The sequence below is a fragment of the Stenotrophomonas sp. YJH_SMC_106-19 genome (assembly GCF_059368375.1).
The window spans coordinates 68,896-94,837 of sequence record NZ_JCAFRQ010000004.1 but is presented as its reverse complement, the minus strand read 5'-3'; the positions used below and the strand labels follow the sequence as shown (position 1 = coordinate 94,837).

The window sequence follows — 25,942 nt, the reverse complement described above, 5'->3', positions numbered from 1 at the left end:
GTAGCTTTGCAGGCTGAATCGAGCGTGCATGCCGTTGCAGCGGTTCAGTCCAAAGAGGGCCGCAGCTGCGCCGACTGGATCTGCCAGGCACTGCCGTCGGCGTTGGGCTGCACGCGATACCAGCCACCAAAGCGGAAGGTGCCGTCGGCGGTCACGGCGCGGACCTGGACCGGAACTTCCAGCAGCTGCGGCGGAAGCTTGCCGTCGACGGCGACCGGCGTCTGGCTGCGCAGGCGCAGGGCGCGCACGTTGTCCAGCTGGCGCAGCGCGGCGTCATCCGCCCGCCGCGGATCGGCGGGGGGGAAGGTCCAGGCAGCGTCGCTCGCGGCGTGGTCGCGATTGAGCAGGTCGGTCATGTAGCGGCTGAGCATGTCCCCGGGCGGCTCCGCGTCGTCGGCCACTGCAGCCAGCAACGGGAGGACGGTGGGTGGCCGCAGCGGTGCAGCCTCATCGTCCGCAGCCGTCGGTTGCCGGCGTGCATCATCCGGTCTGGTGGCGACCGGGGCGGTGATATCCACTGCGGGGGGCGGCCGGGAACAGCCCAGCGCCACCAGTGGCATCAGCAACAGCAGGGTCCTGCGCATGGTGCCTCCTCCCCGAGGCGACCTGGAGGACGGCAGTGTATCGACTACGGGGCCTTCAGCGGGAGGAGGGCAGCTGATCCAGCGCATCCAGCGCCGGCAGGACCTGGGCGGCGAGTGCGGCCAGTGCATGACCGTCGGTGTCGGCATGACGCTGCACGATGTCGCGCAGCAACTGGGTGGCGACCACCAGCGTGGCGCGCTCGTCGCCACTGAGCCCTGCGGTGCGCGGTGCCGCTTCGAGCAGTCGCATCAGGTCGCGACTGGCGCGATGTTCCAGTTCGATGGTGCAGCGCCCGGTGCACTGCAACCCGTCCTTTTCGATCGGAGTCACCGAGATCCGGTAGCGGGTGGAGGGGCTGGCCATGAGAGGTGCTCGCCGTTGCTGTGGGGGAATGTGCCCACCATAGGCAAGGCCGCCGCCGGCGGCGACGGCCGGCGCTGCACGCAGTGTTCCACCCGGTTGGACGAAATGCGGGGGAAGCGTGGCCGCAGCCTTTGGTGGCGGGCCTGGGAGGCCGTTTGCGCTGCTGGGGCAACGCTGTGTTGCGATGCCCGGCGCCGTGCCCGGAAGATGGTCGCTGCCTGCGCGGAACCGCCGGGGGCGCCAAAAAAAACGGGACGGCCTGGGCCGTCCCGTCATGCATCCGCCGAATGGCGCGCGCTTACAGCGCGGCGTCCTTCAGCTTCTTGAGCGGACGAACCTTCAGCTTGGTGGTGGCCGGCTTGGCGGCGAACCACTGCTCTTCCTTGGTGAACGGGTTGATGCCCTTGCGCTTCGGCTTGGCCGGCACATTGACGGTGGTGATCTTCAGCAGGCCCGGCAGGGTGAAGGAGCCAGCGCCCTTCTTGTGCACCGAAGAGGCGACAGCGCCTTCCAGCGAGGCCAGCACAGCGCGCACGTCCTTGGCGACAACGCCGGAGGCTTCAGCGATGTGTGCAACCAGGCCGGACTTGGTCAGCACTTCCTTGATCGGCTTCGGAGCGGCCGGCTTGGCGGCAGCCTTCGTCGCGACTTTCTTCACTGCCTTCTTCGGGGCAGCCTTCTTAGCGGTCTTTGCCATGGTTTCCTGTTCCGTGAACGGTTGGTTGTTTGGTCGGCGCCGAACCCCGTCGGCAAGCGCAATGTAGGGCAACTCTCGGGCGCCGCCAATAGCCCGGAGCGCGGAAAGTGCATGTTTTTTCATATCCAGGCCGATTCAGTACATGGCCGGCGGTAGGGGGCAGGGGCACCCGGAGGGGCAGGAAAGCGCCGACCCTTGCGCCGGCTGGAAGTGCGAAACCGCTGAAAACAAGGGAAAAACGGCATGGAGCGGAGCTGGCGCGATGGAGCCGGAGCACGCGTGCCGGTCGCGCTGCAATGCGGCAGAGCGACGCAGGCATAACGTGCGCCATGCGAGGGTGACCGTTCATCACCGCCACACAGGAGCAGCAAATGGGAATCTCGCGACACGCCACCGCGCACTGGGAAGGCGATCTGAAGTCCGGCAAGGGACAGTTGAGCACGCCGCAGAGCGGCCTGCTGGACAAGACCCGCTATGGGTTCAACAGCCGTTTCGGCGAGGAGAAGGGCACCAACCCGGAAGAGCTGATCGCCGCCGCGCACGCCGGCTGCTTCACCATGGCGCTGTCGGCCAAGCTCGGCGAGGCCGGTTTCACTCCGACGTCGCTGGATACCGAGGCGAAGGTGGATCTGTCGATGGAAGGCGGCCCACAGCTTTCGCAGATCCGGCTGAAAGTGAAGGCCGTGGTGCCCGGGATCGATGCGACGCAGTTCCGTGCCATCGCCGACGATGCCAAGCAGAACTGCCCGGTGTCCAAGGCACTGAGCGCGGTGCCCATCAGCCTGGAGGCCGAGCTGGGCTGAGGTCGGTAGCGCCGGGCCATGCCCGGCGTCCCACACCAATCACCAGTCACCAATCAAGGGTGCCGGCGATCACGGTCTGCACCTGACCGCCGGACCACACCTCGCCGGCCTCGTCCACGCGCAGGGTCAGGCGTGCGTCATGCCCGACCTCCCGGCCCTGGCTGACGTCGAATGCCTCGCGGCCCCGCGGCAGGGCGCCGCGCAGGTCCAGCCATGCCGCCAGCACGGCGTTGGCGGCGCCGGAGGCGGCATCCTCGAAGCGGCGCCCGTTGCCGACGAACGCGCGCACGGCCAGATCGAAGCCTTCGTTGCCGTCGGCGAATGCATAGGCGAACACGCCCATGCTGTCGGTGGATTCGGCCAGCGCGGCCACCGCGTCCCAGTCCGGGCGCAGCGCGCGCAGGGCCGATTCATCGGCAACCTGGACCACCCACCAGCTGCGCCCGCCCTGCATGCGTGCGGGCGGCAACCGACCCAGTGGCCAGCCCTTCAGGGCCGCCTGCAGGCGCGGATCGTCCGCCTGCGCGGTTTCGGCCAGCTGCGCGCGCGGGGTACGGATGGCAATGCGCTGTTGCGCGCCTTCGCCGCTGACCCGCAGCGGCAGCGCACCGGCAATCCCGTCCTGCACCAGCAGGCCATCCACCGCCTCCGCCAGGCCCGCCTGCAGCACAGCATGCGCGGTGCCTACGCTGGGGTGGCCGGCAAACGGGACTTCCTTCTGCGGACTGAACATGCGCAGGCGATAGCTGGTTCCCGCCGTCTGCGGCAGGAACACGAAGGTCGTCTCGGGCAACCGCGTCCAGCGGGCGATGGCCTGCATGGTGTCGTCGTCGAGTCCGTCGGCATCCAGCACCACGGCCAGCGGATTGCCGGCACCGGCGCGGGGGGAGAACACATCCAGTTGCAGGAAACGGCGTGCGGACATCAGTGACAACTCCAGGAAACAATGGGACGGTGGCGCGGGGCCATGCTCCGCGAGCGCGCAGCGCGGCGAGTCGCCGGGCATGGCCCGGCGCTACCGGCAAGGCGGCATAGGGTAGCGCGGGGGGGCTACCAGTGAATCTGCCCATCGATCACCGGCTGCACCTGGCCGCCGATCCACACCGTGCCCTGCGCATCGACCTGGACCTGGACCTCACCATCGCGGCCCACTTCGCGGCCCTGGCTGGCCACGTAGCCGGCGTCCGTGCCCGGCAGCGCGCTGCGTTGCCGCAGCCAGGCGCCAATCAGCGCATTGGCGCTGCCGGTCACTGGATCCTCGGGAACGTTCACGGCATCGCCGGGGCAGAAAGCGCGCACCACGAGCGCGTGCGCAGCAGCCTGTTCCGGTGCGAACACGGCCACGCCGGTGGCGCCGGTGGCATTGGTCCAGTCGCGCACGGCGGCCATGTCCGGCGCCAGGGAGCGCACGCTGGCGGCATCACGCAGGGGCAGCAGCCACCATCGTGGACCGTTGTCCCACAACTCGGCCACATGGCCCTCGGCGGCCTGGGCCAACAGCGCTTCCGGCACCGCCCCGGGAGCGGTATCCAGGTGCCGTGCTGCGGGGCTGGCGAGCTGGATCGTCGGTGCGGCAGCCGGGCCGGACACGCGCACCGGCAACAGCCCGGCGGCGCACTGCTGTACCAGGGCACCGTCGCGCGGCACGGCCAGGCCGCTGGTCACCGCTGCCCAGGCGGCACCGACACTGGGGTGGCCGGCGAACGGCAGCTCGCTGCCCGGGGTGAAAATGCGTACGTGGTAGTCGGCACCGGGCGCGGTGGGGCGGATGAAGAACACTGTCTCGGACAGGTTCAGCCAGGCGGCCAGCGCCTGCATGCGGTCGCTGGAAAGCCCGTCAGCGTCAAATACGACACCCAGTGGGTTGCCCGTGCCGGGACGGGGAGCAAAGACATCGAGCTGCAGGTAACGATAGGCGGTCATGGCGGGGATATTGGGCTTAGAATCGAAGGTTCCGCCCCCAGGGGCGGCTTCCCCACAATACACATAGCCAATCCATGTCAGCTTCCCCCCTTGTCGATCGTTGGATCGTACTGAAGTTCGGCGGCACCTCGGTGTCGCGTCGCCATCGCTGGGACACGATCGGGAAGCTGGCGAAAAAACGCGCGGAAGAGACCGGCTCGCGCGTGCTGGTGGTGGTTTCGGCACTGTCCGGGGTGACCAACGAGCTGACCGCGATCGCCGACGGCGCGGCGGACAGCCGTGATCGCGTCGCCGCGCTGGTCGAACGCCACGAGGCATTCCTGGTCGAGCTGGGCCTCGGCCGCGAAGTGCTGGCCGAGCGTCTGGCCGCCCTGCAGGGCCTGCTGGACGATCCGCGCGCGGCCACCCGGCCGCTGGACTGGCAGGCCGACGTGCTGGGCCAGGGTGAACTGCTGTCCTCGACCGTGGGCGCGGCATACCTGCGCGCGTCCGGGCTGGACATGGGCTGGATGGATGCCCGGCACTGGCTGGATGCACTGCCGCCGCAGCCGAACCAGAGCGACTGGTCGCAACGCCTGTCGGTGAACTGCCAGTGGCGCTCGGATGCGGACTGGGCGCAGCGCTTCCGTGCGCAGCCGACCCGCCTGCTGATCACCCAGGGCTTCATTTCGCGGCACGCGGACGGTGGCACTGCCATCCTCGGCCGTGGCGGTTCGGACACCTCGGCGGCGTACTTCGGTGCGCTGCTCGGTGCCAGCCGGGTGGAAATCTGGACCGACGTGCCGGGCATGTTCAGCGCCAATCCCAAGGATGTGCCGGACGCGCGCCTGCTGACCCGTCTGGATTACTACGAGGCGCAGGAAATCGCCACCACGGGTGCCAAGGTGCTGCATCCGCGCTCGATCAAGCCGTGCCGCGATGCCGGTGTACCGATGGCGATCCTCGACACCGAGCGCCCCGAGCTTCCGGGTACCAGCATCGACGGCAATGCCGCGCCGGTACCGGGCGTGAAGGCGATCAGTCGTCGCAACGGCATCGTGCTGGTGTCGATGGAAGGCATCGGCATGTGGCAGCAGGTCGGCTTCCTGGCCGATGTGTTCGCCCTGTTCAAGAAGCACGGCCTGTCGGTGGACCTGATCGGTTCGGCCGAAACCAATGTCACCGTGTCGCTGGATCCGTCGGAGAACCTGGTCAACACCGATGTGCTGGCCGCGCTGTCGGCCGACCTGTCGCAGGTGTGCAAGGTCAAGGTGATCGTGCCCTGTGCGGCAATCACCCTGGTCGGGCTGGGCATGCGCTCGCTGCTGCACAAGCTGTCGGATGTGTGGGCCACGTTCGGCCGTGAGCGCGTGCACATGATCTCGCAGTCGTCCAACGACCTGAACCTGACCTTCGTCATCGATGAGGCCGATGCCGATGGCCTGCTGCCGATCCTGCATGCGGAACTGATCGACAGCGGCGCCATGCCGGTGGAGGAAACCGAGGTGTTCGGCCCGCGCTGGCGCGAGATCGCCGGCACGGTTCGCCCGCGCGGCACGCCCTGGTGGCGCGGCCAGCGGGCACACCTGCTGCAGCTGGCCGACGCGGGCACCCCGCGCTACGTCTATCACCTGCCGACCGTGCGGGCGCGTGCCCGCGCGCTGGCTGCGATCAAGCCGATCGACCAGCGTTACTACGCGATCAAGGCCAACAGCCACCCGGCCATCCTGCAGTTGCTGGAGTCGGAGGGTTTCGGCCTGGAGTGCGTTTCGCATGGCGAGCTGAAGCATGTGTTCCAGCACCTGCCGGAACTTTCGCCCAGGCGTGTGCTGTTCACCCCCAGCTTCTGCCCGCGCAGTGAGTACGAGGCCGCGTTCGCGCTGGGCGTGACCGTCACCGTCGACAACGTCGAAGCCCTGCAGCGCTGGCCGGACCTGTTCCGCAACCGCGAGCTGTGGTTGCGCGTGGACCTGGGGCGCGGCGAAGGCCACCACGCCAAGGTCCGCACCGGCGGCAAGGAGTCCAAGTTCGGCCTGCCGATCGCCCGTGTCGATGAGTTCGTCCGTGCCGCCACCGAACTGGGCAGCCGGGTGGTCGGCCTGCACGCCCACCTGGGCAGCGGCGTGGAAACCCCGCAGCATTGGCGCCTGATGTGCGATGAGCTGGCAGGCTTCGCCCGCCGCATCGGCAGCGTGCAGACGATCGACATCGGCGGTGGCCTGCCGATTCCGTACAGCGACGAGGACGAGCCCTTCGATCTGGACGCGTGGGCTGCCGGCCTGGCCGAGGTCAAGGCGCTGCACCCCGCATTCCGCCTGGCCATCGAGCCGGGGCGCTACCTGGTGGCCGAGTCCGGCGTGCTGCTGACCCATGCCACCCAGGTGGTGGAGAAGGACGGCGTGCGCCGCGTCGGCCTGGATGCCGGCATGAATACGCTGATGCGTCCGGCCCTGTACGACGCCTGGCACGACATCGAGAACCTCAGCCGCCAGGGCGGGTACGCCGAGGCGGCATTCGATGTCGTCGGCCCGATCTGCGAGTCCAGCGATGTGTTCGGCAAGCGGCGCAAGCTGCCGGTGTCCACCGCGCCGGACGACGTGATGCTGATTGCTGACGCTGGCGCCTATGGCTACGTGATGTCCAACACCTACAACCAGCGGGCGCTGCCGCGCGAGGATGTGATCGAGTGATCGCCCTGCGCGCGCTGCACCCGCCCACCGACACGCCCCGCGCAACCGCGCGGGTCCGTGCCTGACCGGATACACCATGACTGCTTTCGACAAACACCAGGTCTCCCGTTTCCGCTTCGTCCGCTGCGAATTTGCCGCGGACAGCGGCGTGGCACGGCTGGTCTATGCCTTCGATGATGGCCCCGAGATGGTGGAAACCATCACCGTTCCCGGCGCCCCGTTCGTCCTCGACCCGGCGCGCGCCGCTGCCGTGCAGCGAGCGCTGCAGCTGCTGCACCTGATCGCCGGCGTCAGCTACTACAAGGCCGGCGTGCCGGAGATCGTCAGCATCGACAGCTACGCCATCGATGCCGATACCGCGGCGCTGGTGGAAGCGATCTACCTCAACGGCCTGGGCGAGTTCGCCTACCGCAACGGCCTCAACCTGCGTGGCCGCTTCCGCCTGCCGGTGCAGGGCGAGCCGGTGCAGGCACCGGAGGTGGGCCTGCAGCCGCATGCGCTGGTCGCCATCGGTGGCGGCAAGGATTCGCTGGTCAGCATCGAAGCGCTGCGACGGGCGGGTGTGGACGAGACGGTCACCTGGATCGGCGGTTCGCAGCTGATCCGTGCCTGCGCCGAACGCACCGGCCTGCCGACGCTGAACCTGGGCCGCGCGCTGGCGCCGGAGCTGTTCGAGCTCAACCGCCAAGGGGCGTGGAACGGCCATATCCCGGTGACCGCGGTGAACTCGGCGATCATGGTGCTGGCAGCCCTGCTGCAGGGCGTGGACCAGGTGGTGTTCTCCAACGAACGCTCGGCCAGCTACGGCAGCCAGATTCCGGGCACCGGCGAGGTGAACCACCAGTGGTCCAAGGGCTGGGCGTTCGAGCAGGCCTTCGGCAGCCATGTGCAGGCGCACGTGGCCGCAGACCTGCAGTACTACTCGCTGCTGCGACCGATGTCGGAACTGGCGGTGGCCCGCCAGTTTGCCAAGAGCGACTTCTACGACGCGCATTTCTCCAGCTGCAACCGCAACTTCCATATCCTCGGCGAGCGCCCCGTGAACCGCTGGTGCGGCGTCTGCCCGAAGTGCCATTTCGTGTTTCTGGCGCTGGCGCCGTTCATGCCCAAGACCCGCCTCGTGCGCATCTTCGGTCGCAATCTGCTGGACGATGTCGAGCAGGCCGGTGGCTTCGACGCGCTGCTGGAGTTCCAGGATCACAAGCCGTTCGAGTGCGTGGGCGAAGGTCGTGAATCGCGTGCAGCAATGGCGACCCTGGCGCAGCGACCGGAGTGGAAGGAAGATGCGCTGGTGAAGCGCTTCTGCAACGAGATCCAGCCGCAGCTCGACGCGGCCGAACTGGAGCTGGCGCCGATGCTGCAGCTGCAGGGCGAGCACCGCATTCCGGCTGCGCTGTGGGAACGGGTGCGTGAAGATTTCTCAGCTTGAAGGAAAGCGCGTCGCGCTGTGGGGCTGGGGGCGTGAGGGCCGTGCCGCATTCGCGGTGCTGCGTGCACGCCTGCCGACGTTGTTGCCGCTGAGCCTGTTCTGTCCGGCCGCCGAAGCCGATGCGGCGCGCGCGGAAACGCAGGGGTCACTGGAGGTGCGTGGCGAGCCTTCGGCCGAGGCGCTGGCCGCGTTCGACGTGGTGATCAAGTCACCCGGCATCAGTCCCTACCAGCCGATCGCGGTGGCCGCGGCGGCACGGGGCACGCGTTTCATCGGGGGCACCGCGCTCTGGTTCGCCGAGCATGCCGCTGACGACGGCATCGTCCATGACACCGTATGCGTGACCGGTACCAAGGGCAAAAGCACCACCAGCGCGCTGGTCGCGCACCTGCTGCGTGCGGCCGGTCATCGCACCGGCCTGGTCGGCAACATCGGCCTGCCGCTGCTGGAAGTGCTGGACCCGCAGCCGGCGCCTGAGTATTGGGCGGTGGAACTGTCCAGCTACCAGACCGGCGAAGTGGCGCGCAGTGGCGCGCGACCGCAGGTGGCGGTGGTGCTGAACCTGTTCCCCGAACATCTGGACTGGCATGGCAGCGAACAGCGCTATATCGAGGACAAGCTGCAGCTGGTCACCGATGCCGCTCCTTGCATCGCCGTGCTCAATGCCGCCGATCCGCATCTGGCGGAACTGACGCTGCCGCACAGCCAGGTGGTCTGGTTCAACCAGCCGCAGGGTTGGCACATGCGTGGCGACATCGTGCATCGTGGCGAACAGGCGGTGTTCGATACACGCAATACGCCGCTGCCGGGCCGCCACAACCGCGGCAACCTGTGTGCGGTGCTGGCCGCGCTGGAAGCGCTGGGCCTGGACGCGGCGGCGCTGGCGCCGGCCGTGCAGGATTTCCGTCCGCTGCCCAACCGGCTGCAGCGCATCGGCGTGGCCGATGGGCTGACCTACATCAACGATTCGATCAGCACCACGCCCCACGCCAGTCTGGCGGCACTGGAGTGCTTCAGCGGCCAGCGCATCGCGCTGCTGGTGGGCGGGCATGACCGCGGCCTGGACTGGACCGATTTCATGCAGCACATGGCGCACGATGTGCCGCCGGTGGAGATCGTGACCATGGGCAGCAACGGCCCGCGCATCCACGCGATGCTGCAGCCGCTGGCCGATGCAGGTCGATTCGGGCTGCATGCGGCCGTCGACCTGCCGGAGGCCATGGCGCTGGCACGCGCTGCGCTGGGCCAGCAGGGCGGGGTGGTGCTGTTGTCGCCGGGCGCACCAAGTTTTGGGGCCTACCGCGATTACGTTGCGCGCGGACGTCACTTCGCCGAGCTGGCCGGATTCGATCCGGACAGCATCAGCGCGATTCCGGGCCTGGGCATCGCCTGAGGGGGGCGGATCCCTTTCCGCAGGAAAGGGTTCTGACCCCGGCGGGATCCCGGCCGGCAACCCACCGGCAAATTCATCCACGCAGGCGTGGATCTACGCTTCCTCGATGAACGCGTAGTCGCCGTCAATCAACTGCTGCAGATACGCATCGAAGCCGGGCGCGATGACCGCATAGCTGTCCGGGTCGTGCAGGTAGCGCACCACCTGGCCGATCGTGCCGCCCGGGGCCGGGTCGAAATCCAGGTACAGCATCGAGGTGCCGCCGTTGTTCATGCAGTGCGAGAAGCACAGGCGGCGGCTCATCGGTACGTCGGCATCGATGCCGTCGCCGAGAATCTCCGGTTCGTCGTCCAGCCATTCTTCGTAGATCGAGCGGATGCTGTCGTCCCAGTGCCGCTGATCCTCGAAGATCTGTGCGACCGAGCGCAGGTAGTAGGGGTATCCGCCGCCTTCCACGTCCGAGCCGAGCATCAGCACGCAGACCTCGCCCTCGGGATACCGGCGGAAATGCGTGCCATCCACGCGCGACAGCAGCGCAACCAGACTGTCAGGTACCTGCGGCCACTGCGCACGCAGGCGTTGCAGGTCTCCGGCGCTGGCGCCCTGGACATGCGTCCATTGCGCAGCATCGTCGGCGGGCAGGCGCGGCATCAGGCCGGACAGGAATTGATCGACAAGGTTCATTCGCAAACAGGGGCTGGGCGGAATCAGGGCGTATCCAACCACACCTGCGTCACGCCGCCAATGCAGAATGCGGACGGGAGGGGGACATCAGGCGACCCCTCTGTTTCCTTTTCTCTGGAGCAGGCGCATGAATGCATGGCGTTGCGGTGTGGCGATGGTCCTGAGTCTGGCGGCGCTGCCGGCATGGGCGGCGATGAAGACCCAGCCGGTGGAGTGGACGCACCAGGGCACGACCTTCAGCGGGGTGCTGGTCTATGACGACGGGGACAGTGACAGGCGCCCCGGACTGGTGATGGTGCCGAACTGGAAGGGTGTGAACGAATCGGCGGTCGAGAAGGCCAAGCAGCTGGCCGGCGATGATTACGTGGTGCTGGTGGCCGATGTCTATGGCAAGGGCGTGCGGCCGAAGACCGATGCCGAGGCAGGGCCGGTCGCCACCGCGTTGCGCAACGACCGGCCGCTGCTGCGGGCGCGTGCGCTGGAGGCGGTGAATGTGCTCAAGGCACAGGCCGGCAAGGTGCCGCTGGATGCCAGCCGCATCGGTGCGGTCGGCTTCTGCTTCGGCGGTACCACCGTTCTGGAGCTGGCCCGCGCGGGCGCGCCGCTGGCCGGCGTGGTCAGCCTGCATGGTGGGCTGGGCTCGCCGCTGCCGGCGCAGGCCGGTGGAGCGCATCCCTCGGTGCTGGTACTCAATGGTGCCGATGACAGGAGCGTGACCGCGGCCGACATCGCCAGCTTCCAGAACGAGATGAATGCCGCCAAGGTCGACTGGGAATTCACCAACTACAGCGGCGCCGTGCATTGCTTTGCCGAGCGTGATGCCAACAATCCGCCGGGATGCCAGTACAACGAGCGGGCGGCGAAGCGCGCGTGGAAGGCACTGGACGAGTTCTTCGAGGAGCGCTTCGAGAAGCGCTGAGGCACCGGGTTCGCCGGGCATGGCCCGGCGCTACCACAGCACACCGCTTACGCAGGGTGCAGCGGCATCAGGTAGCGCCGGGCCATGCCCGGCGAGCGCGGTCAATGCGTGCGCTGCACCGCGTAGCGGGCCAGTCCACGCAGAGCGGCGACGGCATCATTGTCGCCCAGCCCGTCGAGCGCACGCTCGGCGCGCTCTGCGTATTCCTCGGCCCGGCGACGACTGTAGTCCAGGCCGCCGGTGGCGTGGATCGCGGCCAGCACTTCCGGCATTGCCGACGCATCGCCTTCCTGCACGATGGTGCGCAGGCGCTCGCGGGTGGCGTCGTCGGAGTGGGCCATGGCATGGATCAGCGGCAGCGTTGCCTTGCCTTCGGCGAGGTCGTCGCCCAGATTCTTGCCCAGCTCCTCGGCGTTGGCCGAGTAATCCAGCACGTCATCGGCGATCTGGAAGGCGTAGCCCAGATGCATGCCGTAGTCGTACAGCGCCTGCTGGGTGGCTTCGTCCACGCCGCTGGCCAGCGCGGCCAGGCGGGTGCCGGCAGCGAACAGCACGGCGGTCTTGCGCTCGATCACGCGCAGGTAGGCCGCTTCGTCGGTATCCGGGTTATGCACGTGCAGCAGCTGCAGCACTTCGCCTTCGGCGATGCGATTGGTGGTGTCGGCCAGGATCCGCATCACCGGCATGCGGTCCAGCTCGACCATCAGCTGGAAACTGCGCGAGTACAGGAAGTCGCCAACCAGCACGCTCGGTGCGTTGCCCCACAGGGCATTGGCGGTGCTGCGGCCGCGCCGCAGGCTGGATTCGTCCACTACGTCATCGTGCAGCAGGGTGGAGGTGTGGATGAACTCGATGATCGCCGCCAGCTGGTGGTGCTCGGGGCCGGCATGGCCGACCGCATGACCGGCCAGCATCACCAGCATCGGCCGCAGGCGCTTGCCGCCGGCGGAAATGATGTGGTCCGCGATCTGGTTGATCAGCACGACGTCCGAGGACAGCCGGCGCCGGATCAGGGCGTCGACGGCGGCCATGTCGGCCGCAGCAAGCGACTGGATCTGGGGCAGGCCCAGGGCGGGGCGGGTGTCTTCGGTGATGGTCATGCGATCAGGCTTTCAGGCTCGTCGATGATTATAGGCGCTGCCCGTGAATTCGGGCGCAAACCGGCCTGCGGGCCTGATCGCCCCGGCCGTCCGTGACTGCCTGGCGTGAATACGTATGCAGGTGGCGCCATCCCCGCGGAGGCACCGCTAAGCTTGCGGGACTTGGTTTTCGGCCCGCTTCCGGCGGGTCCCGCATGCCCGGAGGGGGGCTGTCGATGTCGCACTATCCATGGTGGCGCGGAGCCGTCATCTACCAGATCTATCCGCGCAGTTTCCTTGACGCCAACGGCGACGGGGTCGGTGACCTGCCAGGGATCATCCAGCGCCTGGACCACATCGCCACGCTGGGTGTGGATGCCATCTGGATCTCGCCGTTCTTCAAGTCGCCGATGGCCGACTTCGGCTATGACATCGCCGATTACCGCGACGTCGACCCGCTGTTCGGCAGCCTGGAGGACTTCGACCGCCTGCTGGCCAAGGCCCACGGCCTGGGGCTGAAGGTGATGATCGACCAGGTCCTCAGCCATACCTCGATCGAGCACGCGTGGTTCCGCGAGAGCCGCCAGGATCGCAGCAATCCGAAGGCCGACTGGTACGTCTGGGCCGACCCGCGCGAGGACGGCACGCCGCCCAACAACTGGCTGTCGCTGTTCGGCGGCTGCGCCTGGCAGTGGGAACCGCGCCGCGAACAGTACTATCTGCACAATTTCCTGGTCGACCAGCCGGACCTGAACTTCCACAACCCGCAGGTGCAGCAGGCCACGCTGGACAACGTGCGGTTCTGGCTGGACCGTGGCGTGGATGGCTTCCGCCTGGATGCGATCAACTTCTGCTTCCATGACGCGAAGCTGCGCGACAACCCGGCCAAGCCCGCTGACAAGCGCGTTGGCCGAGGCTTCAGCCCGGACAACCCGTACGCATACCAGTACCACTACTTCAACAACACGCAGCCGGAGAACCTGCCGTTCCTGGAGCGGCTGCGCGCGCTGCTCGACCAGTACCCCGGTGCGGTCAGCCTGGGTGAGATCTCCTCGGAGGATTCGCTGGCCACCACCGCGGAGTACACCCGCGATGGCCGCCTGCACATGGGTTACAGCTTTGAACTGCTGGTGGACGACTACAGCGCGGCCTACATCCGCGAGACTGTCTCGCGCCTGGAAGCCGCGATGACTGAAGGCTGGCCGTGCTGGGCGGTGTCCAATCACGATGTGGAGCGCGCGGTCACCCGCTGGGGCGGCCATCCGGCCGATCCGCGCCTGGCGCGCATGCTGGTGGCGCTGCTGAGTTGCCTGCGCGGCTCGGTCTGCCTGTACCAGGGCGAGGAACTGGGCCTGGCCGAGGCCGAGGTGCCGTTCGAGGCGCTGCAGGATCCCTACGGCATCACCTTCTGGCCGAACTTCAAGGGCCGCGATGGCTGCCGCACTCCGATGCCGTGGACGGATGCGCCACTGGCCGGTTTCACTACCGGCCAGCCGTGGTTGCCGATTCCGGCCGGGCACCGGGCAGCGGCCGTCGCGGTGCAGGACGCTGACCCGCAGTCGGTGCTGGCGGCCTTCCGGGCATTCCTGGGCTGGCGTCGCCATCAGCCCGTCCTGCAGCATGGCAGCATCCGGTTCCTTGACAGCAGTGAGCCAGTGCTGCTGTTCGAGCGTATGCTTGCAGATGAAACCCTCCTGCTGGCCTTCAACCTGTCGGGCGAGGCGGTGACCCATCCGCTGCCGGCCGGCCGTTGGCAGCAGATGGATGTGCCGGGCCCGGATGCGGGCACGGTGCAGGGTGGCGAACTCCAGCTGCCGCCGCGTGCGGTGTTCTGCGCACGACGCAGCTGATCGATTTCTCCGGTGGCGGTACTTGCGGGGACGGGGCCGAAGCGCCCCGTCCCTTTTTTATGGGCGGTGCCGTGGCTGGCGGGTCGCGCCCAAAAGAAAACCCGCTGCAGATGCGCAGCGGGTTTCCGGTCATGCCTGCGGTCCTCGCCGCCGGGCATGGCCCGGCGCTACCGATGGAGCGGTTGCCGGGCAGCGTCCGGCATTCGATGGGCGGTTGCCGGCCTGGGGCCGGCATTGCCCGGTGAGGGTCAGAACTTGTAGTTCACACCCAGCACGTAGGTGCGGCCCCACTCGATGTATTCCAGCGGGCGATCCTTGGTGCCGGCGTAGGTGCGGTACGGCTCGTTGGTCAGGTTGCTTCCCTGCAGCAGCAGGGTCAGCCCGCGCAGGGCGCTGCTGTCGCTGAAGGTGTAGCTGATCTGTGCATCGGTCACGTTCTCGCCCACCACATAACGCAGGGTGCGGTTGCCGTTGAAGTTGCCGATTTCACCGATGAAGTCCGAACGACGGCGCTGGCTCACGCGGGCCTCGAAACCATTGCGCTCGAAGTACGCGGTGAAGTTGTACACACGCTTGGACAGGCCCGGCAGGCTGATGGGATCGGTACCCACGCTGGAGGCGCTTTCCGGGTCGAGGATCTTGATGTCGCTGTCGTTGAACGTGGCACTGGCCTGCACGCCGAAGCCGCGCAGGCTGTCGGTGAGCATCTCCAGCGGGAACGAACCGGTCAGCTCGAGGCCGCGCAGGGTACCGCCCTCACCGTTCACCGGCGTGGAGAAGGTGCCGGTCGGCAGCACGGGCACCACCATGCCCGGCGGCGGCACGTAGTTGCCGAGCAGCCCGCTGAAGTCGTAGTTGTCCACCGACTGCGTGTAGACGTAGCTCTTCAGGTCCTTGTAGAAGATCGCCGCAGCGACGTAGGCCTTCTCGCCGAAGTACTTCTCATAGGACAGATCCAGCGCGGTGGCGCGCCACGGGTCCAGCCGCGGATTGCCGCCGCTGCCGCCGGGGCGACCGGTGGAGGTATCCACGCCGAACTCCAGGCCGGCGCGCATCTGGTCCACGCGTGGGCGCGCGACCTGCTTGGCTGCCGCGAAGCGCAGGGTCTGTTCGTGCGGGAACATGAAGGCCAGATTCAGGCTCGGCAGCCAGTCGTTGTACTTGCGGCCGTCGGAGTAGGGCTGCACGTTGCTGCCGGCGGGCTGCGACGCGTCCCAGTAGCGGGAGTCCGAACTCTGATCGGTGCGCTGCATCTGCACGCCGATGTTGCCGCGCACGCCGACCACGCCGATGTCGGTGTTGATGTTCAGGCGCGCCCAGGCGGTGGTGATCTTCTCCTGCACCGTCCACGACTTGGGAATCAGGTAGTCCAGGTTGTCGACCGGATCGAAGGTCATGTAGCGGGCGACCGCCGCCGGCACGTTCCAGGCCGGGATGGTACCGAGGCCGGCAAAGCCCAGGTTCACCGGATCGTACTGCAGGTCCGCCGCGATGTTGGCATCGCCCTGGGCACCGAGCAGGATGTTGCCCTCGGACTGGGTCTTGACCTTGCGGCGATCGGCATAGTTCACGCCGATGTCCAGGTCCGGTGCCCACGACGCCATCGCTTCGGGCAGGGCGATGGTCGCCGCCAGCTTGCCGCCCTTCAGGCGATCTTCCACCTTCGGCACCTTGCCGTAGCCGGACCCATAGATGGTGTTGGTCAGGAACAGGGCATCGGGATTGGAGTAGTTCAGCCCCGGGCTGATCTGCGAGAAGCCGTTCTGGCGGATCTGCACGCCGACCGTATCCAGCTGCGGCATGGGCGTGAGCTGCAGATTGTTCTCCAGGTTCAGCTCGTCACGCGTGGCCTTGGAGTAGTTCAGGTCGGCGACCAGCTTGACGCTGCCGAAGTTGAATTCGTTGTTCCAGCCGAACGCGTCGATCTTGTCCTTGCGCTTGTTGTACATGCCGCGCACCAGCGGGTACACGCCGCTGGCGGTACCGCCGGTGAAGGTGCCATCGGCGTTGATCTGCGGATTGCTGATCAGCAGGCCCGGCAGGTAATTGCCGTTGTAGTTGCTGAGGTTCAGTTCGAACTGGTTGGCGGTGTCGATCTGCTCGGCTTCGGTGTGGAACGCATCGAAGGTGCTGCTCCAGCTGTTGTTGGGCCGGAACTGGATCGTGGCCATCACGCCATCGCGCTTGTTGTTGCCGGTACGGCGCAGCGCCTTGATGCCGTCGGAGAAATAGGTGCCTGCAGCAACGCCGGGACGTTTTCCGTCCGTGGTGTACTGGGTGGTCCACGGCTCGTACAGGCCGACCTGGTTTTCCTGGATCGGGTTGTCGCTGTGCGCGTAACCGATGGCGATGCCCAGGGTCTTGTCGAAGAACTGGTCGATGTAGCTGGCGCTGAAGCGGTTGCCGAACTCATCGACGTTGGCCGCATCGCCGAGCGAGCTCTTCTGCAGGCGCCCGCTGACGGCGATCACCCGGTCGGGGAAGCTGAGCGGACGGGCGGTCTGCATGTCGATGGTGCCCGACAGGCCCTGGCCGACCAGTGCCGCATCGGGCGTCTTGTACACCGTCACGCCGTTGACCAGCTCGGATGGATACTGGTCAAACTCGACGCCACGGTTGTCGCCGGTGCTGACGACCTCACGGCCGTTGAGCAGGGTGGTGGCGAAGTCCGGTGACAGGCCGCGCACGCTGATCACCTGTGCACGCCCGGCGACGCGCTGCGCGGCCAGGCCGGGCAGCCGCGAGATGGATTCGGCAATGCTGACGTCGGGCAGCTTGCCGATGTCCTCGGCGGAGATCGCTTCCACCACCGAGGTGGCGTCCTGCTTGATCGCGATCGCGTTCTCGATGCCGCGGCGGATACCGGTGACCTGCACCGTATCCAGGTTGGTGGCGGCGGTGCCGGCCGGCGTGGTGGTGCTCTGCGTGGTCTGTGCCGCCGCCAGTGACGGCGCCAGGACAACGGCCAGCGCGATGCTCAGCGCGCTGCGCTTGTGGTTCAACATTTTCCCCTCCCAGGCAATGTTGTTGTTCATTTCGAGGTCGTTCCGGCAACGCCGTGAACGTGCGACGCGGTGGCCGCTGTCGTCGCCGCTATGGTAGGCAGCGGGTTCTCCGCGGGAATCACCCTGCATACGTATTCAATGACGTTTGCAGGGTTGTAATCGCTTTCAGATCCCCGCCACGGTAGCGCCGGGCCATGCCCGGCGAACGTCACGCGGGGGCATTCATCACTCCAATGGCGTGAACCGAATGGCCTGCCCGCCGCCCGGCGCCAGCATCAGGGTCAGTGCATCGGCGCTGGTCACTTCACGCGTCTGCCGCGTGAACGCGAACGGATTGCTGCGGTAGTCCGCACCGTCGCCATCGCGATAGATTTCCGCGCGGTAGCGCACGCCCGGCTCCAGGAAGCCCAGCGACACCGGCAGCACGCGGCCATGCTCGTCGGTGATGCTGCCCAGGAACCAGTCACGGCTGTTGCGGTCGCGGCGCACGATCGTCACGTAGTCGCCCACTTCACCATCGAGCACGCGGCTCTGCTCCCAGTCCACCGCCACGTCTTCGATGAAGCGGAACGCCTCCCGATGCTGCAGGTAGTGTTCGGGCAGATCGGCGGCCATCTGGATCGGGCTGTACAGCACCACGTACAGCGCCAGCTGACGGGCCAGGGTACTGGGGATGGCCTGGCCATGGCGGCCCTTCAGGCTGAGGATGCCGGGGGTGTAATCCATCGGTCCGGCCAGCATCCGGGTGAACACCAGATTGACTTCGTGTTCGGGCGGGTTCGGCGGCTGGCCCCAGGCGTTGTACTCCATGCCGCGCGCGCCTTCGCGGGAGATCCAGTTGGGATAGGTGCGGCGCAGGCCGGTGTCCTTGATCGGCTCGTGCGGATTCACCGACAGGTGCCGGCGCGCGGCTTCCTGCACGACATGCAGGTGGTGGCGCGCCATGAACTGGCCGTCGTGCCACTCTCGCCACAGCGGGCCACCCGACGGGTTGCGGCGGTCGACCTGGCCGTCGTCGCAGACGTAGCCGGTCTTGAACTGGTCCACGCCCAGCCGCGCATACAGGTCCAGCGCGGCGTCGAGCTGCGCCTCATAGTGTTCGATGGCACAGCCGGTTTCATGGTGGCCGATCAGGTGCACGCCCTTCTTCAGTCCATATGCCGAAAGCGCTTCAATGTCGAAATCGGGCGTGGCGCGAGTGAAGTCGAAGTCGTAGCCATTGCCCACCCACATGCCGTCCCAGCCGGGATTCCAGCCCTCCACCAGGACGCCACGGAAGCCGTGCGCGGCGGCGAAATCGATCACCTTCCTGGTCTTGGCGGTGGTCGCCGCATGCTTCGGTCCGGTCGCCCAGCTTTCGTTGTCCAGGTGCATCGACCACCACACGCCCAGGTACTTGGCCGGCTTCACCCAGCTCACATCGCCCAGTGCATTGGGCTCGTTGAGATTGAGGATCAGGTCGGACTCGACCAGGCCGCCGGCGCGGTCGGCGATCTGCAGCGTGCGCCAGGGCGTGACGAAGGGCAGGGCACGGCGCACCTTCCACCCTTCGGCCGAGGGCGAGAGCTGCGCGCGCAGGCGCTGGCCTTCGGTGCGGCGCAGCCACATGCCGGCGTAGTCCACCAGCGCAGCCTCATGGATCGCAACGTGCAGGCCATCGCGGCTGCGCAGCGTCATCGGCGTGTGCACCAGCGGCACTTCGCGCAGCGGGGTACGCTGGTACAGGTACTCGTAATGGATCGGTTCGCCAGCCGGAATCCACCAAGCGGTAGAATCCTGTGCGACGGCAAACTCGGTCAGCTCGTCGTCGATGATCGCTTCGCGCAGGTTCGGTTGCTCAGGGAACACATAGCGGAAGCCCAGGCCGTCGTCGTAGACGCGGAACACCACATCCAGCCGGCGCTTGCTGCCGGTGGTTTCGGCCAGCTGCACGGTCAGCTCGTTGAAGTGGTTGCGGGTGAGGCGGCGTTCCCCCCACGGCTGTTCCCACGTCTCATCGACGCTGCGTCGTTGCTGCCCGAGCAGGATGAAATCCCGGTCCAGGCGGCCATCGCGCAGTTCGAAGCCAAGCCTGGAATCCTCCACTACGGCTTCACCGAAGCGCTCCACCCGGTAGCGGGCGGTGCCGCCGTCCAGCACCAGGCTGACCTTGAGCACGCCGCCGGGCGATTGGACGCTGGTGATCTGCGGGGCGGCCTGCGCCAGCGTGGCCAGGCCCAGCAGCGCAACGCCCATGATTCGCGCGAACACCGCACGTACAACACTGGATGACATCGGCATTTCCCCTCCCAAGGCGCCGTTGGCAGACCCGGACCATAAGCCAGCCCGGCGGGCGTACTGCCGCGTCGGTGCATGAATACGTATGCAGCTGGACGCAGGCGACAGCCCCGCGTCTACCATGGGCCCAAGGCACCTTGAGGGAGGCGCCGCGCCCGCGCGCCGGTCACGGCTGCGCGGACCTATAAACGGTGCAGAGAGGGAGGGAGGTCGACGGGCGCAAGCCGGTCTGCCGCTTCGATGCTGAAGATCATTTGCCTGACCGCTGCCCTGGGGGCAGCGCTGGGGACGACCGCGCATGCGGCCGACCTGGAATTCGACGGCCGCCATGCGCGTGCCGAAGCGGCTGCCAAGGGCAGCTTCGTGCTGCACACGCCGAACGGCGCTGTGCCGATTGCCGCCGCGCCGATGCGCAGCCAGACCGGAAGCGTGATGTTCGACGCGCTGTTCGCGCTGGCCCAGCAGGAGATGGCGCAGGACCGGGTCGATGCGATCCGCGACCCTGCCTTTGACGAAGGGCGGCCGGTGCCATGCGACTGCTTCCAGACCGGCGCCCGCTGGCCCTACGTGTGGACCCGAGATGTCAGCTTCGCCGCCGACCTGGCGTTGGCACGGCTGGATCCGCAGCGCACGCGTCAGTCGTTGCAGTTCAAGTTGTCGGCTGCCCGCGATGGGCGCACGCCCGGCCTGTTCGTCGCGCAGGATACCGGCTCCGGCGGCAGCTGGCCGATCAGCAGCGACCGTGTGGTGTGGTTCCTGGCCGCACGCCACCTGCTGGATGATCCTGCTTTTGCCGAACAGGTCTGGCAGGCGCTGCAGGGCACGCTGGCGCAGGACCGGGCGATGGTGTTCGACCCACAGATGGGCCTCTATCGCGGCGAAACCTCGTTCCTCGACTGGCGTGAACAGACGTATCCGGACTGGACCCGGGAGAACGTGCGCTTCATCGGTGATTCCTACGCGCTGTCCACCAACGTCCTGCACTACCAGGCACTGCGGCTGGCAGAGCAGATGGCCGCGCAGCGGGGCGATGATCGCCGTGCGCAGTACAAGGCGTGGGCCGATGAACTGGCGGTACGGATCGATGCGCGCTTCTGGCGCGACGACATGGGCCAGTACATGAGTTACATCGGTGAGGCGGTGCATCCGGTGCCCTACGCCAAGGTCGACCTGCTGGGCCTGTCGCTGGGCATCCTGGCCGACGTGCTGCCCGAGGCGCGGGCGCGCCGCGCGCTGGCGAACTACCCGATGGGGCCGGCCGGCAGCCCGGTGGTGTGGCCACAGGAAGCCCAGCAGCCGATCTACCACAACCGTGCGATCTGGCCGTTCGTCAGTGCGTATTCGCTGCGTGCTGCGCGACAGCTGGACGACGCGCCGCGCATCGCCGCCGAGATCCGCTCGCTGATGCAGGGGGCGGCACTGGCTGGTTCCAACATGGAAAACTACGAGCTGGTCAGCCAGGCCGTGCATGTGGACGAAGGCGCGCTGAGCGGGCCGGTGGTCAATTCAGAGCGCCAGCTGTGGTCGGTGGCCGGCTATCTGGCCATGGTCACCGAAGGCGTGTTCGGCGTGCAGGACGATGGCCGCGTGCAGCCCAAGCTGCCGGCCGCGCTGGTGCCGGAACTGTTCGGCACACATCCCCGTATCACGTTGGAAGCCAACGGCAAGCGCTATGTGCTGGAGCGCCCGCAGAACGTGGGCGATGGCCTGCTGGTGGCCGGCAGAACCACCACGCGTGGCAGCACCACGACGGTGCAGCTGGTCGCCGCCCCGGCAGCAACCGGTTTCGCTGCCACGACTGCGGATGCCAACGTGCGTGCGCCGGCCACGCCGGTTGCGCCGCAGGCCCTGCGCAAGGGCGCGGGCTGGAACGTTCCGGTGGCAGCCGATCAGGTGCTGTGGAAGGACGGCAAGGCGGTCACCGACAGCAAGGGCGTGGCGCGCATCAGCGACGATGGCCTACAGCATTGCCTCAGCCTGACCCGGCGCGAAGGCACGTTGGAATCGCTGCACAGCCCGATGCTCTGCGTCGGTCCGCAGCAGGTGCTGAAGGGCGAGGAACGCTGGCAGTTCACCTCGGCCAAGGCCGGGCAGGTGCGCCTGCGCCTGCAGTACCGCAACCCGAACGGGCCGATCAACACCGGTGTCACGGCTGCGGTCAAGCAACTGGTGCTGCAGTGCCCGGGCCAGCCATTGCAGCGGCATACGGTTGCGATGCCGCACAGCGTGGCCGTGCAGGACTCGACCTCGGCAACGTTCGCTGTGCCCAAGGGGCCGTGCACGGTCGTGCTTGAAGAAGGCTTCAACATGAGCGCACTCGAGCATTTCGCGCACTACACCGGCGGAAAGGGCGGGCGCGAAGGCGTGCTCAACCAGGCGCAGGTGAAGGCGCTGACGCTGGCACCGGTCGCCACGGCGGAGGACGCACGATGAACCGCCCTGCCAAACCGCAGCTGTCGTTCTGGCAGATCTGGAACATGTGTTTCGGCTTCCTCGGCATCCAGTTCGGTTTTGCCCTGCAGAACGCCAACGCCAGCCGCATCTTCGAGACGCTTGGCGCGGACATGGAGTCGGTGCCCGGGCTGTGGATCGCCGCACCGTTGACCGGCCTGCTGGTGCAACCGGTGATCGGTTATCTCTCCGACCGCACGTGGACGCGCTGGGGCCGGCGTCGCCCGTTCTTCATGATCGGTGCGGTGCTGACCACGCTGGCCCTGCTGGTGATGCCCAACTCACCTGCCTTGTGGATCGCGGCGGGCACGTTGTGGGTGCTGGATGCTTCGATCAACGTATCAATGGAGCCGTTCCGGGCCTTCGTGGGCGACCAGCTGGCACCGCGCCAGCGACCGGCCGGTTACGCGATGCAGAGCTTCTTCATCGGTGTAGGTGCCATCGTCGCCAGCTTCCTGCCATTCATCCTGGCCCACTTCGGCGTGGCCAACACAGCCGCTGCCGGCGAGGTGCCGGATACGGTGCGCTACGCGTTCTATTTCGGTGCGGCAGTGCTGCTGGCGGCGATCACCTGGACCGTGGTCAGTACCCGCGAGTATTCACCGGCAGAACTGGCCGGGTTCGAAGACGCCGAGCCGCCGGCGCACCATGCCGCCGCCGCTGCGAGTGGCCCCGCACCGTGGGCGCAGGTGGCGTTGTGGCTGGGGGCGGGCGTGCTGCTGGCCGCTGTGATCGCCGCGCGCCAGGGCGACAGGATGCTCTATGTGCTGGCGGGTCTCTGCGCGGGCTATGGTGTGCTTCTTGCGCTGGCCCGTACGCTGCCGCGGGCGCACATGCTGGCGGCGATCGTGGGTGATCTGCGGGCGATGCCGGTGACCATGCGCCGGTTGGCCTGGGTGCAGTTCTTCTCGTGGTTTGCGTTGTTTGCGATGTGGATCTACACCACCGCAGCGGTGGCCGGCACGCATTTCGGCTCCACCGACCCGCAGTCGGCGGCGTACAACGAGGGTGCCAACTGGGTCGGTGTGCTGTTCGGCGCCTACAACGGCTTCGCCGCACTGGCCGCCTTGCTGATCCCGCCGATGGTGCGCGCCATCGGCCTGCGCTGGAGCCACCTGGTGAACCTGTGGCTCGGAGGGCTGGGCCTGATCTCGCTGATGTTCATCAAGGACCCCACCTGGCTGCTGCTGTCCATGGCCGGCGTCGGCTTCGCATGGGCCTCGATCCTGTCGCTGCCGTACGCCCTGCTGTCCGACAGCGTGCCGGCGGCGAAGATGGGCATCTACATGGGCCTGTTCAATTTCTTCATCGTCATTCCGCAGCTGGTCGCGGCCAGCGCGCTGGGCTTCGCACTGCGCGAGTGGCTGGGCGGAAATCCCCTGCACGTGCTGGTGCTGGGTGGAGTGAGTCTGTTCATTGCCGGGCTGTGCGTGCTTCGCGTGCCGGCCCATCAGGAGAGTGCGTGATGCATGTGTATTCCAGAATGTCGCTGGGGCTGTCGCTGGCCCTGCTCGCCACGGCGGTACAGGCCGCATCGCGCCCGGACTACGTGGGCACGCTCGAACCGTTCGCCAGCGATGCCGTGTACTTCGTGGTGACCGATCGTTTCGTCAACGGTGATCCGTCCAACGATCATCGCGATCAGGGGGGCAGCCACCGCACGTTCGACATTCCGGTGCCCTGCCCGGACAAGGTGGACGGCAACATCGGCTACCTCGGCGGCGACTTCAGGGGCGTGCTCGACAACGCCGACTACATCCGTCAGCTCGGCTTCGGTGCGGTGTGGATCACGCCGATCGTCGACAATCCGGATGAGGCGTTCACCGGCAGCAAGCCGATCAGCTGCACCAGCACGCTGACCGACCGCGGCAAGACCGGCTACCACGGTTACTGGGGCATCAACTTCTACAAACTCGACGAGCACCTGCCCAGCAAGGACCTGGACTTTGCAGGCCTGACCAAGGGCCTGCACGGTGCCGGCCTGAAAGTGGTGCTGGACATCGTCGGCAACCACGGCTCGCCGGCCTGGACCATGCCGACACGGCAGCCGCAGTTCGGCCAGATCTTCGACAAGGAGGGAAAGCTGATCGCCGACCACCAGAACCTGCCCCCGCAGAAGCTGGATCCAAAGCACAACCCGCTGCACGCGTTCTACAACACCATCGGCCCGGTCGACAGCAAGGATGGCTCGATCTTCGATGGCAACCTGGCCGAGCTGTCCGACTTCAACCAGAACAACCCGGCGGTGATGGACTACCTCGTCGGCGCGTACCTGCAGTGGACCGCGCAGGGCGTGGACGCACTGCGCATCGATACCATCGGCTGGCTGCCGCACCCGTGGTGGCACGAGTTCGTGAACCGCATCCGTGCCGAGCATCCGAACATGTTCATGTTCGGCGAGGCCTTCGATTACGACGCCAGCAGGATTGCCGAGCACACCTGGCCGGGCAACGCCAACGTGAGCGTGCTCGACTTCCCGCTGCGTGGCGCGCTGGAACAGACCTTCGGTACCGCCGGCAAGGGCTTCGAGACGCTGGCCGAGCCGCTGCACCTGACCGGCGGCCCCTATGCCAATCCGTACGAGCTGATGAGCTTCTACGACAACCACGACATGCCACGCCTGCAGGCCAGCGACAACGGTTTCATCGACGCACACAACTGGCTGTTCACCGCCCGTGGTATCCCGGTGGTCTACTACGGCTCGGAAACCGGCTTCATGCGGGGCCGTGCCGAGCATGCCGGCAACCGTGCCTACTTCGGCCAGGCGCGGGTGGATGCCGCACCGCAGAGCCCGATCTTCGCGCCACTGCGGCGCATCGCCCAGCTGCGCCAGGCCACCCCGGCGCTGCAGCGCGGCCTGCAGGTGAACGAGCGCCTGCGTGGCAATGAGGCGGTGTTCTTCCGTGTGCTGCAGCAGGGGGATGTGGCACAGACCGCATTGGTGCTGTTGAACAAGGGCGACAAGGCGACGGTTTTCCAGGTGGAGCGCTACCTGCAGGCGGGCCGCTGGCGCGACGCGCTGGACGGCGGTTCGTTGCAGGTGGATGCCTCCCTGAAGGCCGAAGTGCCCGCGCATGGCGTGAAGGTGTACGTGCTGGATGCCTCCGTGCAGCAGCCAGCGCTGCAGGCAGAGCTGGACAGGGCGATGGCCGACCAGAAGGCTCGGGACCAGCGTCTGGGACGGTGAGGGCGCCGCCGGGCATGGCCCGGCGCTACCGCTCTGGTGGTTGCCAACCTCGGTTGGCGCTACCGCTCTGGTAGGTGCCAACCTTGGTTGGCACGCTCTTCGAGCAGGCTCGACCCTACAATAGGCACCCCTCACGCCGCGCCGTACCGCCATGTCCGACCTCGCCCCGCAGACCCCGATCGAAACCCTGCTGAAGGCGGCGATGGACGGGGCGGTGCCGATCCGCGCCTTCATGGAGGCCTTCGTCGCCTCCGAGGTGCTGCTGCTGACCGGCAGCCTGGTCACCCCCGACGGCAGCGGCTTCGACCCACTGCTGTTCGACAAGCAGGGCACGCTGCACGTGGCCGTGTTCACCGATCCATCGCGGGTGGGCATCTACAGCCAGCAGGCCGAACACCAGATCCGCTGGCTGATGCTGGACGTGCTGCGCCGTGTGCCGGGGGGCTATGGCGTGGTGATCAACCCGGGTACCTCGCTGGGCTTCGAGATTTCGCCCAGCGGCATTGGCGAGATCCTGAAGGATTTCGCCCAGGGCTGAGGCCACCCGACGGGGCCGTCCACCTGCGGGCCTTGCGGCACCCGGTCCGGTGCCCGCAGGCCGGGTTCACTGCTTAGTCCCGTCCGATCA

At 67.3% G+C, this 25,942-nt stretch carries 19 protein-coding genes; 10 read left to right on the top strand and 9 right to left on the bottom strand.

Features of this window, described 5'->3' with window-relative positions; all coding sequences use genetic code 11:
• Positions 1 to 44: 44 nt before the first annotated feature.
• From AC5P5M_RS12990 to AC5P5M_RS12980, 3 genes are all read right to left on the bottom strand, one after another.
• Entirely contained in the window at positions 45 to 584 is a 540-nt protein-coding gene (locus AC5P5M_RS12990; protein ID WP_065174555.1) for a hypothetical protein, read from the bottom strand.
• Positions 585 to 639: 55 nt separating this feature from the next.
• Positions 640 to 948, bottom strand: coding sequence for a DUF3861 family protein (locus tag AC5P5M_RS12985; protein WP_053516660.1), 309 nt, complete (start codon positions 946 to 948; stop codon positions 640 to 642).
• 298 nt (positions 949 to 1,246) lie between these two features.
• Complete coding sequence (locus AC5P5M_RS12980) at positions 1,247 to 1,645, bottom strand: HU family DNA-binding protein (protein WP_053516661.1); 399 nt, start codon at positions 1,643 to 1,645, stop codon at positions 1,247 to 1,249.
• Positions 1,646 to 2,016: 371 nt separating this feature from the next.
• Between AC5P5M_RS12980 and AC5P5M_RS12975 the strand changes: the two genes are divergently transcribed.
• The gene (locus AC5P5M_RS12975; protein ID WP_053516662.1) at positions 2,017 to 2,448 is read left to right on the top strand and encodes an OsmC family protein; all 432 of its coding nucleotides are present in this window, start codon (positions 2,017 to 2,019) and stop codon (positions 2,446 to 2,448) included.
• Between the two features lie 46 nt (positions 2,449 to 2,494).
• Here the strand turns inward: AC5P5M_RS12975 and AC5P5M_RS12970 are convergent, their stop codons facing one another.
• Both AC5P5M_RS12970 and AC5P5M_RS12965 read right to left on the bottom strand, forming a co-directional pair.
• Positions 2,495 to 3,373 (bottom strand): PhzF family phenazine biosynthesis protein, encoded by an 879-nt coding sequence (locus tag AC5P5M_RS12970; protein ID WP_111186010.1) that lies wholly within the window; start codon positions 3,371 to 3,373, stop codon positions 2,495 to 2,497.
• Positions 3,374 to 3,498: 125 nt separating this feature from the next.
• Positions 3,499 to 4,371, bottom strand: a complete 873-nt coding sequence (locus AC5P5M_RS12965; protein ID WP_111186011.1) for a PhzF family phenazine biosynthesis protein — start codon at positions 4,369 to 4,371, stop codon at positions 3,499 to 3,501.
• Positions 4,372 to 4,445: 74 nt separating this feature from the next.
• Here AC5P5M_RS12965 and AC5P5M_RS12960 point away from each other — a divergent pair, with 74 nt between their 5' ends.
• The 3 genes from AC5P5M_RS12960 to murD all read left to right on the top strand — a co-directional run bounded on the left by AC5P5M_RS12960 (position 4,446) and on the right by murD (position 9,862).
• Entirely contained in the window at positions 4,446 to 7,040 is a 2,595-nt protein-coding gene (locus AC5P5M_RS12960; RefSeq protein ID WP_053516666.1) for a bifunctional aspartate kinase/diaminopimelate decarboxylase, read from the top strand.
• Positions 7,041 to 7,116: 76 nt separating this feature from the next.
• Positions 7,117 to 8,469, top strand: coding sequence for a UDP-N-acetyl-alpha-D-muramoyl-L-alanyl-L-glutamate epimerase (murL, locus tag AC5P5M_RS12955; protein WP_053516667.1), 1,353 nt, complete (start codon positions 7,117 to 7,119; stop codon positions 8,467 to 8,469).
• Complete coding sequence (gene murD, locus AC5P5M_RS12950) at positions 8,450 to 9,862, top strand: UDP-N-acetylmuramoyl-L-alanine--D-glutamate ligase (protein ID WP_460256322.1); 1,413 nt, start codon at positions 8,450 to 8,452, stop codon at positions 9,860 to 9,862. Before murL ends, murD begins: the two co-directional genes overlap by 20 nt.
• 93 nt (positions 9,863 to 9,955) lie before the next feature.
• On the opposite strand, the gene AC5P5M_RS12945 is transcribed toward murD, so the two are convergent.
• The gene (locus AC5P5M_RS12945) at positions 9,956 to 10,546 is read right to left on the bottom strand and encodes an SMI1/KNR4 family protein (RefSeq protein ID WP_495206003.1); all 591 of its coding nucleotides are present in this window, start codon (positions 10,544 to 10,546) and stop codon (positions 9,956 to 9,958) included.
• Between the two features lie 127 nt (positions 10,547 to 10,673).
• Between AC5P5M_RS12945 and AC5P5M_RS12940 the strand changes: the two genes are divergently transcribed.
• Positions 10,674 to 11,465, top strand: coding sequence for a dienelactone hydrolase family protein (locus AC5P5M_RS12940; protein ID WP_262219192.1), 792 nt, complete (start codon positions 10,674 to 10,676; stop codon positions 11,463 to 11,465).
• A 101-nt stretch (positions 11,466 to 11,566) separates the two neighbouring features.
• Here AC5P5M_RS12940 and AC5P5M_RS12935 read toward each other — a convergent pair whose 3' ends face one another.
• Positions 11,567 to 12,565, bottom strand: coding sequence for a polyprenyl synthetase family protein (locus tag AC5P5M_RS12935; RefSeq protein WP_495206002.1), 999 nt, complete (start codon positions 12,563 to 12,565; stop codon positions 11,567 to 11,569).
• A gap of 215 nt (positions 12,566 to 12,780) precedes the next feature.
• On the opposite strand from AC5P5M_RS12935, the gene AC5P5M_RS12930 reads away from it, so the two are divergent.
• The gene (locus AC5P5M_RS12930; RefSeq protein WP_111186015.1) at positions 12,781 to 14,394 is read left to right on the top strand and encodes an alpha-glucosidase family protein; all 1,614 of its coding nucleotides are present in this window, start codon (positions 12,781 to 12,783) and stop codon (positions 14,392 to 14,394) included.
• A gap of 248 nt (positions 14,395 to 14,642) precedes the next feature.
• Here AC5P5M_RS12930 and AC5P5M_RS12925 read toward each other — a convergent pair whose 3' ends face one another.
• Both AC5P5M_RS12925 and AC5P5M_RS12920 read right to left on the bottom strand, forming a co-directional pair.
• Complete coding sequence (locus AC5P5M_RS12925) at positions 14,643 to 17,399, bottom strand: TonB-dependent receptor (RefSeq protein ID WP_065174735.1); 2,757 nt, start codon at positions 17,397 to 17,399, stop codon at positions 14,643 to 14,645.
• Between the two features lie 225 nt (positions 17,400 to 17,624).
• The gene (locus tag AC5P5M_RS12920; RefSeq protein WP_253118916.1) at positions 17,625 to 19,679 is read right to left on the bottom strand and encodes a glycoside hydrolase family 97 protein; all 2,055 of its coding nucleotides are present in this window, start codon (positions 19,677 to 19,679) and stop codon (positions 17,625 to 17,627) included.
• A gap of 237 nt (positions 19,680 to 19,916) precedes the next feature.
• On the opposite strand from AC5P5M_RS12920, the gene AC5P5M_RS12915 reads away from it, so the two are divergent.
• The 4 genes from AC5P5M_RS12915 (at position 19,917) to AC5P5M_RS12900 (ending at position 25,852) form a co-directional block, all read left to right on the top strand.
• Complete coding sequence (locus tag AC5P5M_RS12915; RefSeq protein ID WP_495206001.1) at positions 19,917 to 22,109, top strand: glucosidase family protein; 2,193 nt, start codon at positions 19,917 to 19,919, stop codon at positions 22,107 to 22,109.
• A complete protein-coding gene (locus AC5P5M_RS12910; RefSeq protein WP_164151764.1) occupies positions 22,106 to 23,593 on the top strand; it encodes an MFS transporter in 1,488 nt (495 codons plus the stop codon). The genes AC5P5M_RS12915 and AC5P5M_RS12910 overlap by 4 nt, the downstream gene beginning before the upstream one ends.
• Entirely contained in the window at positions 23,593 to 25,314 is a 1,722-nt protein-coding gene (locus AC5P5M_RS12905) for an alpha-amylase family glycosyl hydrolase (protein WP_429000950.1), read from the top strand. The genes AC5P5M_RS12910 and AC5P5M_RS12905 overlap by 1 nt, the downstream gene beginning before the upstream one ends.
• Before the next feature lie 151 nt (positions 25,315 to 25,465).
• A complete protein-coding gene (locus AC5P5M_RS12900; protein WP_053516683.1) occupies positions 25,466 to 25,852 on the top strand; it encodes an SseB family protein in 387 nt (128 codons plus the stop codon).
• Positions 25,853 to 25,942 lie beyond the last annotated feature (90 nt).